This window comes from Rhizorhabdus phycosphaerae (assembly GCF_011044255.1).
GTDB classification, from domain to species: domain Bacteria; phylum Pseudomonadota; class Alphaproteobacteria; order Sphingomonadales; family Sphingomonadaceae; genus Rhizorhabdus; species Rhizorhabdus phycosphaerae.
This window is the reverse complement of record NZ_CP049107.1, coordinates 253,760-271,273: the sequence shown is the minus strand read 5'-3', so window position 1 is coordinate 271,273 and position 17,514 is coordinate 253,760. Positions and strand designations below refer to the sequence as shown.

Genomic DNA, 17,514 nt, shown 5'->3' with positions numbered 1-17,514 from the left:
CCGCGATGGGTCAGGATCGTCCCAACTACATCACGCCCGCCGGATTCTCCGCGATGCGCGCGCGCTATGAGCAGCTTTTCGGTACCGAGCGGCCCGCTCTTGTCGAAGTGATCAGCTGGGCGGCGGGCAATGGCGATCGGTCTGAAAATGGCGACTATATCTACGGGCGCAAGAAACTGCGCGAGATCGACCGCGAGCTGGCGCACCTCTCGCGCCGCATGAAATCGGCGAAGGTCGTCGACCCCGCCCGTCAGGAAGATCGCAGTCGCGTCTTCTTCGGGGCCACGGTCACCATCGTCGACGAGGATGACGAAGAGAGGACGCTGACGCTGGTCGGCACCGATGAGGCCGATGCCTCGGCAGGTCGCATCAACTGGTACTCGCCGCTGGCCCTGGCGCTGAAGGGCGCCGCCATAGGCGATGTACGGCGCGTCAGCCTGCCCGGCGGGACGAAGGATTATGAGATAGTCTCTATCGACTATCCGGCCGCCTAGGACATGCTCAAGTCGACCATAGACGGTCGACGGCCCGAAAATGCGATGCCGAAAACTAGAGTGCGTTCACCGAAAGTGAAAAGAGCTCGAACCCCGGCGCTGCAAGAAAGCCCGGGGCCACCGGCAGACTGGGGCGGGGGAGGACTTCGCCCCGCCCCGCCCAATCTCATCAGTGCCGGACCGCTACTTCGCTGCCATCGGGACTCGTCGCCCCTTTCAGCGTGAGCGCAAGCTCGTCCGCCTCGGTCCAGTCGATCGCCGTAAGCCGACCGGCCAGCGACAATTCGAGCACTTCGTCGACATGGCTGACGGGAATGATCTTCAGCCCCTCGCGAATGGTCGAGGGGATTTCGACCAGGTCCTTCTCGTTCTCCTTCGGGATCAGCACGGTGGTGATGCCGCCCCGAAGCGCCGCCAGCAGCTTTTCCTTCAGGCCGCCGATCGGCAGCACGCGACCGCGCAGGGTCACCTCTCCGGTCATGGCGATCTCCTTGCGGACCGGAATTCCGGTCAGCGTGGAGACGATCGCGGTGGTCAGGCCGATGCCGGCCGAAGGCCCGTCCTTCGGGACCGCGCCCTCGGGAAGGTGGATGTGAATGTCCTTGCGGGCGATCAGGCTGGGCTTGATGCCATAAGCGGGCGCCCGCGCCTTGACGAAGCTATACGCCGCCTGGACGCTTTCCTTCATCACGTCGCCGAGCTTGCCGGTCGTGTTGATCATGCCCTTGCCGGGCACCGTGACCGCCTCGATCGTGAGCAACTCGCCGCCGACCTCGGTCCAGGCGAGGCCGGTGACCGCGCCGACCTGATCCTCTTCCTCACCGACGCCGAAGCGGTATTTCCGCACGCCGGCGAACTCGGACAGGTTGTCGGGGGTAATGACCACCTGCGTGGCCTTGCCCTCGAGAATGCGCCGCAGGCTCTTGCGCGCCAGCTTGGCAATCTCGCGCTCCAGCGTGCGAACGCCGGCTTCCCGGGTATAATAGCGGATCAGGTCGCGCAGGCCGGCCTCGGTCAGTTCGAACTCGCCACTGGTCAGGCCATGCGCCTCGACCTGCTTGTCGAGCAGATGCTCGCGCGCGATCTCGACCTTCTCGTCCTCGGTATAGCCCTCGAGACGGATGATCTCCATGCGGTCGAGCAGCGGCTGCGGCAGGTTCAGGCTGTTGGCCGTGCAGACGAACATGATATCCGACAGATCGACGTCGATCTCCAGATAATGGTCCTGGAACTTGTTGTTCTGTTCGGGGTCGAGCACCTCGAGCAGGGCCGAGGCGGGATCGCCGCGGAAATCCTGGCCAAGCTTGTCGATCTCGTCGAGCAGGAACAGTGGGTTGGAGGTGCCGGCCTTCTTCAGGTTGGTCACGATCTTGCCCGGCAGCGAGCCGATATAGGTCCGCCGATGGCCGCGAATCTCGGCTTCGTCGCGGACGCCGCCGAGCGACTGCCGCACGAACTCACGTCCCGTCGCCTTGGCGATCGACCGGCCGAGCGAGGTCTTGCCCACGCCGGGCGGGCCGACGAGGCACAGGATCGGCCCCTTCAGCTTGTTCGTACGCGCCTGCACCGCCAGATATTCGACGATCCGGTCCTTGACCTTCTCGAGACCGTGATGGTCCGCGTCGAGTACCGCCTGCGCGGCAGCGATGTCCTTCTTGAGCTTCGACTTCTTGCCCCAGGGCAGGCCAAGCAGCACGTCGAGATAGTTGCGGACCACCGTCGCTTCCGCCGACATGGGCGCCATCGCGCGCAGCTTCTTCAGCTCGGCATTGGCCTTGCTGCGGGCTTCCTTCGACAGCTTGAGCTTGGCGATTTTCGAGGCGAGCTCGGCAAGCTCGTCGCCCCCATCCTCGCCATCGGCATTGCCCAGCTCGCGCTGGATCGCCTTAAGCTGCTCGTTGAGATAATATTCGCGCTGCGTCTTCTCCATCTGCCGCTTCACGCGGCTGCGGATCTTCTTCTCGACCTGCAGCACGCCCAATTCGCCTTCCATGAGGGCGAACGCCATTTCGAGACGCTTGGCGGGGTCGAGTTCGATCAGCAGCGCCTGCTTGTCGGCGACCTTGATCGAGATGTTCGCCGCCACCGCGTCCGCCAGCTTGGAGGCGTCGTCGATCTGTCCGAGCTGCACCGACGTCTCCGCCGGCAGCTTCTTGTTCAGGCGGGCATAATTTTCGAATTGGTCGACGACCGACCGCATGAGCGCGGAAACCTCGGCGCCATCGGCGGCGACGTCTTCGATCAGGTCGACCGACGCGGTCAGATGCGCGTCCTCGTCGTTCAGCTCGGACAGGCGCGCGCGCTGTTTGCCCTCGACCAGCACGCGGACCGTGCCGTCGGGCAGCTTGAGCAGCTGGAGCACCGTGGCGACCACGCCAACGTCATAGAGGGCATCGCGATCGGGATCGTCCTCGGCAGGGTCGAGCTGCGCGACGAGGAAAATCGACTTGTCGGCGGCCATCGCGCTTTCCAGCGCGGCCACCGATTTTTCCCGGCCGACGAACAGCGGCACGATCATATGCGGGAACACAACGATATCGCGCAGCGGCAGTACAGGCAGATTCTCAGTCATCTATTCTCCGATCGGCGCGCTGCGGGAGCGCGCCATGGAGGCTATATGGGCCGCCACCTGTTCAGGATCAATGAACGGAGCGCTTTACGGGCGCGAAGTTGTAATTTTCACTGCCCCTGCTGTAAGGCGCGGCCGTGACTGCCACGGAACCCCGCCCCGCCCCCTCGCCTCCCACCCGGACGCGGGACGCCAGCATCGACATCGTGCGGGGACTGGCCCTGCTGACCATCACGATCAATCACATCACCGGCTTCACCGACCGGATGCACATGGTCGGGATGCAGTTTCCGACGCTCACCCTGTGGGGCTTCTCGAGTGCCGCCGAGACCTTCTTCCTGCTGTCGGGCTATCTGGTCGGCGCGGTCTATTTCAGCGCGGAACGCGACCCGAGCGTCGCCACGTTCGCCCGCCGGGTCTGGCAGAGAAGCGGCAAGCTCTATGTGTATAATCTCGGCCTGTTCCTGATTCTGCTGCCCTTGTGCCTGGGATCGCACGATCTGGCCCGGCTCAGCTTCTTCGACTATTTCATCCAGCGCGGTCCCGCGTCGATCATCGACTTCCTGCTGCTCTACGTTCAGCCCTATTGCTTGGAAATCCTGGTCACCTACATGGCGCTGCTGGCCGCCGCGCCGCTGTTCGCGGCCCTGCTCCGATGGCAGCCTCTCGTCGCGGTCGCGGCCTCGCTGGGGCTCTACTGGTTCGCGCACCAGAATCCCTGGTTCAATATCCGGGGCGGCACGCCAGTCGGGGACTGGTTGTGGAACTTCAACCCGGCCTCCTGGCAACTGCTTTTCTTTGGCGCGCTGGCGGCAGGCCGCTTCCAGCTGCTGCGCCGGATCGAGCGGCGTGCCGCCGGCAACTGGCGCTGGCTGATCCTCCCGTTCCTGCTGTTTGCCGGGCTGACCCTGCTGTTCCTCTCCCAGCACTGGTTCTCGTTCGAGGTGCTCTACCAGAGCAAGATCCGCATCGGTCCGGTGCGGGTCGCCCATGCGATGTCGGTCTGCTGGCTGATCATGAGCATCCTGTGGGTATGGCCGCGCCTGCAACGGACCTGGCTGATGCGGCAATGCGCGGTGATCGGCTCCAATTCGCTGCAGACCTTCGTGGTCAGCGTCGCGCTAAGCTATGCGGCGGGCTATATCTGGATCGAGTTCGCGCCCCGCCACGACGCCTATATCGCCCTGTGCCTGAGCAGCGCCGCGCTCCTCGCCGTCTTCGCCAACGCCTATGCGCTGCACAAGGCTCGGGGGGCGGTACGCCCGCTCGAGCAAAGGGCAGGTTGAGCTTCGGATAGCCGGCCTGCGCTTGCCTTTCCCGGTCCCGACGCGCATGGGGAGCCGCCGATTAACGAGTGGAACGGGATATGGCTAAGAATTGGACGCCCGCGAGCTGGCGTGAACATAAAGCGGTGCAGATGCCGGATTATCCGGATCAGCAGCTTCTGGCAGCGACCGAGAAGGAGCTTTCCAGCTATCCGCCGCTGGTGTTTGCCGGCGAGGCCCGCGAGCTTCGCGGCACGCTGGCGCAGGTCGCCGCGGGCAAGGCCTTCCTGCTGCAGGGCGGCGATTGCGCCGAGAGCTTTGCCGAGTTTCATCCGAACAACATCCGCGACACGTTCCGCGTGCTGCTGCAGATGGCGGTCGTCCTGACCTATGCGTCGAAGCTGCCGATCGTGAAGGTCGGCCGCATGGCGGGACAGTTCGCCAAGCCGCGTTCGGCCGCGACCGAGGAAATCGGCGGCGTTTCGCTGCCCAGCTATCGTGGCGACATCGTCAACGACATCGGCTTCGAGGAAGCCGCGCGCCGGCCCGACCCGCAGCGGATGATCCGCGCCTACAGCCAGGCGGCCGCGACGCTCAACCTGCTGCGCGCCTTCGCCCAGGGCGGCTATGCCAATCTGCACCAGGTCCATGCCTGGACGCTCGACTTCATGGGCCGCAGCCCGTGGGCCGCACAATATGGCGAGGTGGCGACGCGGATCGGCGACGCGCTCGACTTCATGGCGGCGTGCGGCATCAACCCCGAGACGGTGCCGCAGCTGAAGGGCACCGCCTTCTACACCAGCCATGAGGCGCTGCTGCTGCCCTATGAGCAGGCGATGACCCGCGAGGACAGCCTCAACGTCGGCGAATATTACGATACCTCGGCCCACTTCCTGTGGATCGGCGACCGCACGCGTTTCGAGGGATCGGCCCATGTCGAGTTCCTGCGCGGCATCCACAATCCGATCGGCCTGAAATGCGGCCCGAGCCTTGAGCCCGACGCTCTCCTGCGGATGCTCGACACGCTCGATCCCAATCGTCAGCCCGGCCGCATCACGCTGATCACGCGTTACGGGCACGACAAGATCGAGAAGCACCTGCCCGCGCTCGTGCGCGCGGTGAAGCGCGAGGGACGCCAGGTCGTCTGGTCGTGCGACCCGATGCACGGCAATGTCGTCAAGGCGCCGAACGGCTACAAGACCCGTCCGTTTGACCGCATCCTCGACGAGGTGCGCGGCTTCTTCGCCGTTCACCGCGCGGAGGGCACCCATGGCGGCGGCATCCATGCCGAGATGACGGGGCAGAACGTCACCGAGTGCACCGGCGGCGCAATGGCGCTCACCGACGAGAATCTCGCCGACCGCTACCACACCCATTGCGACCCGCGCCTCAACGCGGGCCAGAGTATCGAGCTGGCCTTCCTGCTCGCCGAGATGCTCAATCAGGAAATGAAGGAACGCGAGCGGGCTGCGGCCTGACGCGAAAGTCACGGAGCCGGGGCAGCCTCAGGGCGCCGGCTCCACCTCAGGCGAGACAGGCAAACAAGGACTATGGCACGACGGCTGCCGGGCAGACATGCCCGGGCAGTCCTGACGGTCAGTGTCTGGGTTGCTCCAGCGTCCGCTCGACGCACTGGAGAATCTTGTCCAGCAGCGTCACAAGTTCGTCGTCCGAACGCCGGACCGCCTGTGCGATGCGGTCGAGCAGAGTCTGCACCGCGCCCGCGCCATGCAGGGCAATCAGCCCATTCGCCTCTTCGGTAACATCAGCCTCTGATCGCATGCCTGAAGGCTAGCAGCATCGGCCCGTACAAGGCCATTTCGTAATTTCCCCTGCGAAGAACCGCAGAGCTTCGCCAGCGCGCAAGCTTTCGCTTGACTCCCCCCCGCCCCCTTCATAATGACGCCGCTCCGCAGCACGGCCCCTTCGTCTAGCGGTCTAGGACGTCGCCCTCTCACGGCGAAAACACGGGTTCGAGTCCCGTAGGGGTCACCACTTCAAGAAGTTTGCGGATACTCCATATAAACACACTCTCCTTGGCGTCGTCTTTAGGCGTGCCTGTGGGATAAGCTCGCAAATCATATGCATTCGGACATAATTTAAGCCGTAGCCGAATTGCAATCTGACCGTCACCTCTGCTTCACATCGGCTCAATAGGCCCCCGAAAAGCGCCGCGACGGCGCCGAGCGCGATGGTCGCAGGTCTCGCATAGGCCGGCACCCGCCCTCCCCCGCCCGTCGTCCGCCACCGGTCTTTCCCAGGGGGGTATATGGTTGATCTTTCGACATATGTGCGGGTTGGTCGCTACGATCTTCCCGAGCCGACGCGGACGCAGGCGCCGACCGGCAGCGTGCTCGCGCAGGAAGTGTCGGCGGTCACCTATAACAAGGACACCGATACGCTGTTCGTCGTCGGCGACGCGGGCACGTCGATCGTCCAGATCAGCAAGACGGGCGAGCTGATCGACTCGATGACCCTGGCGACGGGCAGCAGCCCGCAGGGGACCGAGTTCTACGATCCCGAAGGGCTTACCTATATCGGCAACGGCCAGTTCGTCATGACCGAGGAGCGCGACCGCAATGTCGTGCTGTTCACCTACCAGGCCGGAACGACCCTGACCCGCGAAACCGCGAAAACGGTCGACATGGGCACCTTCTCCCCCAATCTCGGCTTCGAAGGGATCAGCTACGATCCGCTCACCGATGGCTATATCATCGTCAAGGAAAAGGAGCCAATTTCGGTGTTCCAGTCGGACGTCGATTTCGACGCCGGAACCGCCACCAACGGCTCGTCCTCGACCGAAAATGCCGTGGACCTTTTTGCCCCCGACAATCTGGGCATCGCCGACATCGCCGACGTTTTCGCGCTGTCGAACATCGATCCCCTGGACGAAACCATGTTGATCCTGAGCCAGGAATCGGCGCGCATCCTCGAGGTGGACCGCGACGGCAATGTCCTCAGCGTAATGAACCTCTATTCGGACAGCGGCAATCCGCTGCCGGTCGAAAACCAGCAGCATGAAGGCATCACCATGGATGCCGATGGCTTCATCTATGTCGTCAGCGAGAATGGCGGCGGCGATGCGGATCATCCGCAATTATGGGTCTATGCGCCCGCGAACACGGCGAACGAGGCTCCGACCGCGATCAGCCTCCTCGCCGCGCTCGATGCGGTCGAGGAGAATGTCTCCACGACCAGCCGGATCAAGGTCGCCGGTATCGCGATCGCCGACGATGGCCAGGGCGTGAACAATTTCACCCTTAGCGGTGCCGACGCCGCGCTGTTCGAGGTCGACAATACCGGCGTCTACCTGCGCGCCGGAACCACCGTCGATTTCGAAACCCAGTCGAGCTACAGCTTCACGGTCAATGTCGACGACCCCAATCTGGGGTCCTCGCCCGATGCCAGCATCTCGTACACGCTCGGCGTAACCAATGTGGTGAACGAGGGCGGTGGCGTCTCCTCCCTCTACATCTCCGAAGTCGCCCCCTGGTCGAGCGGCAACAGCCCGGTCGGCGCCGACTGGTTCGAGATCACCAACCCCACCGGCAGCGCGATCGACATCAGCGGTTGGAAGGTCGACGACAGCAGCGGCCTCTTTGCCAGCGCGGTCGCGCTCAGCGGCGTCACCAGCATCGCCGCCGGGGAATCGGTCATCTTCATCGAAGGGTCGAGCCAGGACGTCGTGACGGCGTTCATCGAGACCTGGTTCGACGGCACCGCCCCCGCCGGGCTCCAGATCGGTACCTATTCGGGCAGCGGCATCGGTCTGAGCACCGGGGGGGACGCACTCAACCTCTATGATGGTACAGGCGAACTGCAGACCAGCATCAGCTTCGGCGCTGCCGACGCAGGCCCGGTCTATCAGACGTTCGACAATGCCGCAGGGCTGAATGGCTCGGCCGTAACGACGCTCAGCCTCGTCGGTCCGAATGGCGGTTTCGTCGCAGCGACCGACTTTGCGGAGATCGGCTCGCCCGGCACCGTCGGACGGATTTTCATCTCCGAGGTCGCCCCCTGGTCGAGCGGCACGAGCATCGGCGCCGACTGGTTCGAGGTCACCAACGGCACCGCTTTCGCGCTCGACATCACCGGCTGGAAGATGGACGACAATTCGCAGTCGCCCAATGCTGCGGTAGCGCTGAGCGGGATCACGACGATCGCGCCGGGTGAATCGGTGATCTTCCTCGAAACGTCGACGCCGACGACGACGGTGCAGGCATTCATCGACACCTGGTTCGGCGGCACGGCGCCCGCAGGGCTCCAGATTGGCACCTATTCGGGAAGCGGCGTGGGCCTCGGTGGGAGCGGCGATGCCGTCAATCTCTACGACGGCGGCGGCACGCTGCAGGCAACGGTGAGCTTCGGGGCGTCGGGTGCAACTCTCGCCACCTTCGAAAATGCCACCGCGCTCAACGACACCGCGCTGGCCGTCCGCAGTTCGGTAGCCCTGGCGAGCCCGGCTTATGCGGCACCTGGGGACACAAACCAGCTCGGTTCGCCCGGGGAATTCGTTGCGGTCAACGAAGCGCCGGTCGCGACAGACGACACGCCGCAGCCGGTCGCCGAAGGCGGCAGCTATGTGATCGACGTCTCAACGCTCCTCGCCAATGACAGCGCCGGTCCGCTCAACGACGATGGTCAGACGTTGACCATTACCAATGTCAGCAACGCCGTCGGGGGCAGTGCGTCGATCGTCGGCTCCACCATCGTCTTCACGCCTACCGCCAATTTCTCCGGACAGGCGAGCTTCGATTACAGCGTTCGCGACAATGGCACGAGCTTCGGACTGGACGATTTCAAGAGCGACGTCGGCTCCGTATCGTTCATCGTCACCGCCAATTCGGTCGCACCGGGGTTCACTTCGCCCGCATCCTTCACCCCGGCCGAGAACCAGACCACCGTCGGCACCGTCGCCGCGACAGACCCGCAGAGCGATACGGTCTCCTACTCCATCGTCGGAGGCGCAGATCAGGCGCTGTTCGGCATCGACGCGTCGACGGGAGCGCTGAGTTTCCTCGCGGCGCCGGACTTCGAAGCACCGGGGGATACCGATCGCAACAATGCCTATCTGGTCGATGTGCGCGCATCCGACGGCACGAACGGCGCAACCCAAGCCATCACGGTCACGGTGACGGACGTCGCCGAACGCCAGGAAATCTATGTAACCGAGGTCGCGCCCTGGTCGAGCGGCGACAGCCCGGTCGGTGCCGACTGGTTCGAGCTGACCAATCGCGGCACCACCGCGATCGACCTGACCGGCTGGAAGGTCGACGACAATAGCGGATTGTTCGCCAATGCGGTCGCGCTGGCGGGAATCACCAGCATCGCCCCCGGCGAGTCGGTCATCTTCGTGGAAGGCAGCAATCCCACCACCGCAACCTCGGCCTTCGTGGCCAACTGGTTCGGCGGCACGGCGCCCACCAATCTCCAGATCGGCACCTATACCGGCAGCGGCATCGGCCTCGGGACCGGCGGCGACGCGGTGAACATCTACGATGCCGGCGGAACGCTGCAGGCCAACATCTCCTTCGGCGCATCGCCGTCCGGGCCAACCTTCCAGACGTTCAACAACGCGGCCTTCGCCAATGGAAGCGCGGTCTCGACGCTGAGCGCGGTCGACGTGAACGGCGCCTTCCACGCCCCCGGTGACAGCGATGAGATCGGTTCGCCGGGATCGGTGGGACGCATCTTCGTGTCGGAGGTCGCCCCCTGGTCGAGCGGTACGGCGATCGGCGCGGACTGGTTCGAGGTAACGAACAGCACTGCGGCAGCGATCGACCTCACCGGCTGGAAGGTGGACGACAGTTCGGCCTCCTTCGGCAATGCCGTCGCGCTGAGCGGCATCACCAGCATCGCGGCAGGCGAGTCGGTGATCTTCCTCGAAACCTCCCAACCCGAGACCGCCATCGCGGCCTTCGTCCAGACCTGGTTCGGGGGTGAGGCGCCCGAAGGCCTGCGGTTCGGAACCTACACCGGAAGCGGCATCGGGCTGAGCAGCAACGGAGACGCGGTCAACCTCTACGACGCAAATGGCACGCTCCAGGCGAGCGTCAGCTTCGGCGCGACATCGACCCTTGCGTCGCTGGACAATGGCGCGGCGCTCAACGGCGGCACCATCTCCACGCTCAGCGCCTCCGGGTTGAATGAGGCGATCACCGCTGCGACCGACACCAATCAGATCGGATCGCCGGGCTATGTCACGAGTAACGACGCACCGGTCGCGACCGCGGATTCGGACCTCGTCGACGAGGATGCGTCGATCACCGGAAACATCCTGTCGAACGATCAGGATGCCCAGGCATATGACCGCCTTACCCTGCTCTCGGTCGGCGGGGTCACGGTCGGTGCGCAGGCGACAGTCGTGGAGGGGCAGTGGGGCACGCTGACGATCTCACGCGACGGCAGCTATAGCTATGCGGCCGACGGCGACGCCACCGACGCCCTCCCGAATGGCGAGCAGCGTACGGAGCGTTTCGACTACATCGTCCAGGACAGCGCGGGCGCCAGCACCACGGCAAGCCTGTCGATCACGGTGACGGCGATCAACGACAGCGTCGCTGTAAGCCTGCCGCCCACGCAGCTCAGCTATGAGGGTAGCGATGCCGACGAGCTCGTCACGACCGGAACGGGCGATAGCATGGTGCTCGGCCTGGCGGGCGCAGACGTCCTCCAGGCGGGATCGGGAGCCGACACGCTCGCCGGTGGCGCAGGCGACGACAGCCTCGTGGGCGGAGCAGGCGATGACTATCTCTATGGCGGCGCGGTCGGCAACAGCACATCGGAAGGCGGCAACGATACGCTGCTGGGCGGCGACGGCGCCGACCATATCTATGGCAATAGCTTTGCCGGTGCCGGCAACGATGCGGACGGAGACGATCTGATCGAAACGGGTGACGGTGTGAATGTCGCCTTCGGACACGCCGGAAACGACAGCATCACCGGTGGCGTCGGCCGCGACCGCATTCAGGGCGGTGACGACGCCGATACCATCGACGGCGGGAATGGAACGGACAGCATCAACGGCAATCAGGGCAACGACCTGATCCACGGCGGTGACGGCAACGACATCGTGCGCGGCGGAAAGGGCGACGACGTCCTGTTCGGCGACAGCGGCAACGATATCTTGCGGGGAGAGCTCGGCAACGACAGGCTGGTCGCGGGTGCCGGGGTCGACGTGATGACGGGCGGCACCGGTAGCGACATCTTCCAGTTCACCGAGGCCTCGGCCGGAAATTTCGTCACGCCGGCCTTCTACACCGCCATCACCGACTTCGAGCAGGGCATCGACAGCATCATGCTCAACTTCGCGGTCAGCGCAGGCGATGTGCTGCAGGGTGGCACGCAGGCGTCGGTCACGGCGGCGCGGACGGCAGCGCAGCAGCTTCTCGACAATCACGCCGGAACGCAGGACATCGTGGCCACGCAAGTGGGTGCCACGACCTACCTCTTCTACAACGCCGCCGGAAATGCCGGGGACATCACCGCCATCATCGAGATGCGGTCGGCAACGGCGACGGCGTTCGAAACGACCGACTTCGTCGTAGCGGTCGGCTGATCGGCGGCAGGGGGAGCGCACCTCGCTCCCCTTCCGTCCTCATCCGCTCCAGTCGCGTCCCCCCTACGCCCCCATCCCCGCCGCAAAGGCAATGCGCAGCGCCTCGGACAGGCTGCGCACGCCAAGCTTCGTCATCAGATTGGCGCGGTGAACCTCGACGGTGCGGGGCGAGATATCGAGGTCATAGGCGATCGTCTTGTTAGGCAGCCCCTTGGCCAAGCCTTCCAAGACCTCTCGCTCGCGGCCGGTTAGCTTGCCCAGCATCACATGGGCTTCCTCGTTCCGGTCCAGGTCGGCGGCGTTCTTTTCCAGCCGGGCATGCGCCGCCTCGATCGCGGACATGAGCACCGCCTTCTCGAAGGGCTTCTCGATGAAATCGACCGCGCCGGCCTTCATCGCGCGGACCGCGATGCCGATGTCGCCATGACCGGTCAGGATGATCACCGGCATGGTGATGCCGCGCTCGTTGAGCGCCTGCTGCACCTCCAGCCCGTCCATTTCGGGCATGCGGACGTCGAGCAATATGCAGCCGGGCTGCGCCGTCTTCGCTTCCTTGAGGAAGGCGACCCCCGTTTCCCAGGTTTCCACCGCATAGCCCGAAGTGGAGAGCATGAACTTTGCCGATCGCCGGATCGAATCCTCGTCGTCGACGACATGCACCAGCCGCTTGTCAGCCATCTTGGTCCTCCGTTTCTATTCTGACGATGGTGAATTGAAAAATGGATCCGCCGGACGCGCCGGGTTCGTACCAGATCCGCCCACCATTGGCCTCGACGATGGTCCGGCAGATCGACAGGCCCAGCCCCATGCCGTCGGTCTTGGTGCTGTTGAACGCCCGGAACAGGTCGGAGACGATCTCGGCCGCGACGCCGGGGCCGGTGTCGCGCACCGCGATCCGGACCAGCCCTGCTTCCTCGACATGAGTGGACAGGCGGAGTTCGCGGGGCACCCCTGCGGGAAGGGCCGACATTGCCTCGACCGCGTTGCGCATCAGGTTGATCAGCACCTGCTGGATCTGCACGCGGTCAACTAGGACCGGTGTCGCCTCGGGATCGACGGCGAACTCGACATGGACGCCCTTTTCGCGCGCGCCGATGAGTGCCAGCTTCGCCGCCTCGTCGATCAGCGCCGGCAGGTCTTCGACGGTCTTCTCGACTTCGCCCTTGGCGACGAACTCGCGCAGCCTCCGGACGATCTGGCCGGCGCGCATCGCCTCACTCGCCGTCTCGGACAGCGCATCGCGAATGATCGGGAAATCGCCCGGATCCGGGCTTTCCAGCATGTCCCGGATAGTCTCGACATAGTTCATCACGGCTGTGATCGGCTGGTTCAATTCATGCGCCAGGGTGGATGCCATGGTTCCCATGGCGCTGACCCGCGCGACGTGGATCAGGTTGGAGCGAAGATCCTCGATGCGCTGTTCGGCAAGCATCTGCTCGCTGAGATCGCTGATGAAGCCGGTGAACACCGGCTCGCCCTCGACGGCGGCCTCGCCGACCGCCAATTGCATGGGGAAAGTCGACCCGTCGCGCTTGAGCCCCGTCACCGTGCGCCCGATGCCGATGATCCGGCGCTCGCCGGTGGCCAGGTAGCGCTGGATATAGGCGTCGTGCCGTTCGCGGTCGGGGGACGGCATGAGCCGGCTGATGTTCGCCCCGAACACCTCCCGTTCCGAAAAGCCGAACAGACGCTCCGCCGCAGCGCTGAACGAGATGATCCTCCCGCGCGAATCGATGACGATCATCGCGTCGGGCACGGTTGAAAGGATAGAACGCATCTGTGCCGCGCTCGATCGAAGCTGCCGTTCGGCAGCGCGCTGTTCGGTAACGTCGCGGATCACCTTGCCGAAGCCGCGCAGCTTGCCCTTGTCGTCATAGAGGGCGGTCAGCGAAATATTGGCAAGAAACTGGGTGCCGTCCTTGCGGGTCGCCATCTCCTCCTCCTGGAAGCGGCCCTCGCGACGGGCGCGCTCGAGATCGGCCTCGGGTTTTCCCGCTGCGACCGCGTCGGGCGCGTAGAAGTCCGCGAGATATCGCCCGACAGCTTCGGATTCCAGCCAGCCCTTGAGCCGCTCGGCACCCTTGTTCCAGATCGTCACCCGGCCTTCGGGATCGAGCATATAGATTGCATATTCGGACGCGCCGTCGATCAGCAGGTTGAGTTCGTCGCTGGCCTGGCCTGCAGCACGCCGCGAACGGCCGGCGTTGCGGTCCGTCAGATAGCCGAGCAGAACAAGGATTGCGGCCCCGGCCGCCATGCTGAGCATGGCCGGAGTACCGCTTGCGAAGGCCGCGAAGAAGGCTCCCGCCCATTCGGCGAGCATAAACGCGAAGACTGCGGTGACGAGCGCAGGAATGAAGCCACCCAGCATCGCCGCACCCAGGACCGGCAACAGCAGCAGCAGGTTGCCGCCATCGCCGAGCGCGGGCAGCCGCCCTGCAGCGATCGCCAGTGCCAGAATCGCCGTACCGCCGAGTCCGGCAACGACTCCCTGTCCCAATCTTCGCTTTGGCCCTGTCAAACGCGCAAGCCCCCTGCCCGGCCCACATCCCCCCCGGATGATCGATGCCGACCGATATACCGTCGCACCGCCATGCGACCACGTCCCCAAGCTTTGATTGTATGTACAACAGCATGGCGGGCTTGCGCGCCATGATAATCATGGGCTCATCCGTATTTCTACATATCGCCTCTCGGACCCACCGCGCCGAAGCTGAACCTGCGGCTTGCCCTTGCGGACAGGGCAGGCCCACATTTCGCCCCTTGCCGCTGCGGAGCATCATGGAGCAGATATCCCTTTCGACCCTGTCCGGGCTCGGCCAGGCATTGGCGGCAGGCCTGCTGATAGGGCTTCAGCGCGGCTGGACGAACCGCGACGCCATGACCGGGACCCGTATCGCCGGACTACGCACCCATGGCGTACTCGGCCTGGCCGGCGGCGTTGCGGGCCTGGCCCCGGTGGCGCTGGCGATCGCCATGGCGCTTGCGACCGGCGCCATATTGGCGATCGGATATTGGCGGCGAAGTGCGGAACGACAGGGGCTTAGCGCAACCGGAGCGATCGTCGCGCAACTGACCTTCGGCCTCGGCTTCCTCGCAACGACCGGATATGCGACCGAAGCGGTCGCCGCCGCTGCGGTGGTCACCGCCCTCCTCTCCGCCCGCGAGCCCCTGCATGGGATCCTCTCGGGCATGACCGGTGCAGAGATGCGCGCGGCGGCCCGTTTCGCGATTATCGCGCTCGTCGTCCTGCCGCTGCTGCCGGACCGGGCCATGGGGCCGCTCGATGCCTGGAACCCGCACAAGCTCTGGCTCGTGGTGGTGCTCGTCTCCGGTCTCTGCTTCGCAGGCTATGTCGCCAGCCGGCGCAGCAAGCTGCATCAGGGCACCTTGCTGACAGCGCTGCTCGGCTCGCTGGTGTCCTCGACGGCAGTGACCACCGCCTGCGCCAGGCGCATCGCGACGGAACCCGACGCGCGAGACGCCCTGTCTTCGGCGATACTGCTGGCCGGAGCAGTCATGTATGCCAGGGTCATCGCGCTGACGGCCCTTCTGGTCACGCCGGTCGCCCCCTGGATCGCCGCCATTCTCGCGTCCGCGCTCACCCTGCTGCTCGTGCCAATCCTCGGCACGGCGCGCCTCGGTGCGGCCGGCAGCCCACCCGTCGAGTCCAGGGCGGGCAACCCGCTGGACCTGCACGTGGCCCTGGGCCTCGCGGCGCTTGTCGCGATCATGATGCTCGCCAGCAAATGGGCCCTGATCGAGTTCGGCAATCTCGGTTTTTCGACCGTCCTGCTGCTGACGGGCCTCGCCGATGTCGATGCCGCGATCATGACGCTGTCCGGCGTCCCTGCCGCGACCATAGCTCCGCCTCTTGCGGCAGCCATATTGTCGGGCCCGGTCATCGCCAATACGCTGCTCAAGGCCGGCATAACGCTCGCTCTCGCAGGCCGCCAAGGTCGTTCGACCGCCGCATGGCTAGCCGGCAGCGGGCTCTTCGCCGGCGCCAGCGCGCTGCTCCTTGTCTATGGTCTGCGGAGCTTGTGACCCGGCCCGTCGCTGCGCGAAGCGATCGAGTATTGCGCGCATCTGGCGCAACGCCTCGCGCCGAGCTGCTTCGCCCTCGATACGCTGAAGGTCGCGCTTCAGGTTGACCGCAAGATCGGCATAGGCGTTCTGCCAGTCACCGCCCAATATCGCAGCCACGCGGGGATAGCCGGTCTTCATGCGGTGGGCACCGGTCTCGGCATCGAGCAGATACTGCTCTCCGATCGCCGGTACCACCACGTCGTGCCTGGCCTCGGTCGCACGACGCAAAGCCTCCAGCGCTTCACCCTCGCCATGCCAGAGGAAGAGAGCGCCGCGAACCGGGTCGCGCTGCGCGATCCATCGCAGCAGATCGCTCCGGTCGGCATGCGCCGAATAGGCGTCGATCCGCGCGACACGGGCCCGTACGGCAACGTCATGGCCCGAGATCCGCACGCGGGAGGCACCGTCGACGATCGTCCGGCCGAGCGTTCCCCGCGCCTGATAGCCCACGAACAGCACGCTGGACTCGGGTCTTCCGAGATTGTGCAGCAGATGGTGGCGGATGCGGCCGCCCTCGCACATGCCCGAGCCCGCCATGATGACGGCACCGCTCACATGGTTGAGCCGCATCGATTCGGCCGTGTCCTCGACGAAATGGAAGGCCGGGTGCCGGAACAGGGCCCCGTCGCGCGTCCCCGGCAGATGCTGCCGTTCGAACAAGGCGGTCGCGCGGATCGCCAGAGGCGAGTCGAGAAAGGTCGGACGAAATGGCAGCGCGCCCGATTCGTATAACAGCGCGAGGTCGGCGAGAATCTCCTGCGCCCGCTCGATCGCGAAAACCGGGATGACGAGATTTCCGCCGCGCCTGCCCGCTTCGGCGACCTCCGCCGCCAGCAGCGCCCGGCGCGCTTCCGCATCGACATCCTCCTTCTCGCGGTCGCCATAAGTGGATTCACAGAACAGGAAGTCGATTCCGGCCGGGGCGGCGGCGGGCGGCTCAAGGCTTTTCGTGGCGGAACCGATATCGCCCGAGAACAGGAGCCTGAGTCCGCCGACTTCGACCTCGATCGAGGCCGAGCCCAGGATATGGCCCGCATTCCAGAAGCGCGCGCGAACGCCCTCGACCGGCTCGAACCACGCGCCAAATTCGTGGGGCTGGGCGGCCGCAGCCGCCCGCTCGGCATCCCGGCTCGTATAGAGAGGCTCGACCGCTTCCTCATCGGCGCGATCGCGTCGCCGGTTGCGGCGAAGCGCCTCCCCCTCCTGCAACCGCGCGGAATCGGCCAGCATGAAGCCCAGCAGTTCTGCCGTCGCAGGCGTGCAGCAGATCGCGCCGGCATAGCCCTGTCGGACAAGGCGCGGCAGCAATCCGCTGTGGTCGATATGCGCATGAGTCAGCAGGACCGCGTCGATGGCGGACGGGGCAAAGGCGAACGGCCCTTCGTTCAGTTGCTCCAGGCTTCGCGACCCCTGGAACAGGCCGCAATCCACCAGGAACCGGCGCCCGTTCCAACGGAGTTCGGCACAGGATCCCGTAACCGTGCCGGCGGCGCCGTGAAAGACGATTTCGACCCCGCCGGTCATGGCACACGCATCCCC

Annotated in this window: 10 protein-coding genes and 1 tRNA gene; 6 read left to right on the top strand and 5 right to left on the bottom strand. The window is 65.2% G+C overall.

Annotated features, from left to right (window positions below):
- Positions 1 to 5: 5 nt before the first annotated feature.
- Positions 6 to 494, top strand: a complete 489-nt coding sequence (locus tag G6P88_RS01285; RefSeq protein WP_165321471.1) for a GreA/GreB family elongation factor — start codon at positions 6 to 8, stop codon at positions 492 to 494.
- Positions 495 to 663: 169 nt separating this feature from the next.
- Here G6P88_RS01285 and lon read toward each other — a convergent pair whose 3' ends face one another.
- Positions 664 to 3,066, bottom strand: coding sequence for an endopeptidase La (lon, locus tag G6P88_RS01280; RefSeq protein ID WP_165321470.1), 2,403 nt, complete (start codon positions 3,064 to 3,066; stop codon positions 664 to 666).
- A 134-nt stretch (positions 3,067 to 3,200) separates the two neighbouring features.
- Between lon and opgC the strand changes: the two genes are divergently transcribed.
- Both opgC and G6P88_RS01270 read left to right on the top strand, forming a co-directional pair.
- A complete protein-coding gene (gene opgC, locus G6P88_RS01275) occupies positions 3,201 to 4,349 on the top strand; it encodes an OpgC domain-containing protein (protein ID WP_165321469.1) in 1,149 nt (382 codons plus the stop codon).
- Between the two features lie 80 nt (positions 4,350 to 4,429).
- Entirely contained in the window at positions 4,430 to 5,806 is a 1,377-nt protein-coding gene (locus G6P88_RS01270) for a class II 3-deoxy-7-phosphoheptulonate synthase (RefSeq protein WP_165321468.1), read from the top strand.
- 118 nt (positions 5,807 to 5,924) lie between these two features.
- Here G6P88_RS01270 and G6P88_RS01265 read toward each other — a convergent pair whose 3' ends face one another.
- On the bottom strand, positions 5,925 to 6,110 hold the full coding sequence (locus G6P88_RS01265; RefSeq protein WP_165321467.1) for a hypothetical protein: 186 nt from the start codon (positions 6,108 to 6,110) through the stop codon (positions 5,925 to 5,927).
- Positions 6,111 to 6,247: 137 nt separating this feature from the next.
- Here G6P88_RS01265 and G6P88_RS01260 point away from each other — a divergent pair.
- Positions 6,248 to 6,323 (top strand) — tRNA-Glu (locus G6P88_RS01260).
- A gap of 274 nt (positions 6,324 to 6,597) precedes the next feature.
- A complete protein-coding gene (locus tag G6P88_RS01255) occupies positions 6,598 to 11,886 on the top strand; it encodes a lamin tail domain-containing protein (protein WP_165321466.1) in 5,289 nt (1,762 codons plus the stop codon).
- Positions 11,887 to 11,949: 63 nt separating this feature from the next.
- Here the strand turns inward: G6P88_RS01255 and G6P88_RS01250 are convergent, their stop codons facing one another.
- Together G6P88_RS01250 and G6P88_RS01245 are read right to left on the bottom strand one after the other, a co-directional pair.
- Positions 11,950 to 12,564 (bottom strand): response regulator transcription factor, encoded by a 615-nt coding sequence (locus tag G6P88_RS01250; protein ID WP_165321465.1) that lies wholly within the window; start codon positions 12,562 to 12,564, stop codon positions 11,950 to 11,952.
- Entirely contained in the window at positions 12,557 to 14,152 is a 1,596-nt protein-coding gene (locus G6P88_RS01245; protein ID WP_425594485.1) for a PAS domain-containing sensor histidine kinase, read from the bottom strand. The genes G6P88_RS01250 and G6P88_RS01245 overlap by 8 nt, the downstream gene beginning before the upstream one ends.
- A gap of 515 nt (positions 14,153 to 14,667) precedes the next feature.
- Here G6P88_RS01245 and G6P88_RS01240 point away from each other — a divergent pair.
- Complete coding sequence (locus tag G6P88_RS01240; protein ID WP_165321464.1) at positions 14,668 to 15,933, top strand: MgtC/SapB family protein; 1,266 nt, start codon at positions 14,668 to 14,670, stop codon at positions 15,931 to 15,933.
- On the opposite strand, the gene G6P88_RS01235 is transcribed toward G6P88_RS01240, so the two are convergent.
- On the bottom strand, positions 15,865 to 17,499 hold the full coding sequence (locus tag G6P88_RS01235) for an MBL fold metallo-hydrolase (protein WP_165321463.1): 1,635 nt from the start codon (positions 17,497 to 17,499) through the stop codon (positions 15,865 to 15,867). The genes G6P88_RS01240 and G6P88_RS01235 overlap by 69 nt on opposite strands.
- Between the last annotated feature and the right edge of the window lie 15 nt (positions 17,500 to 17,514).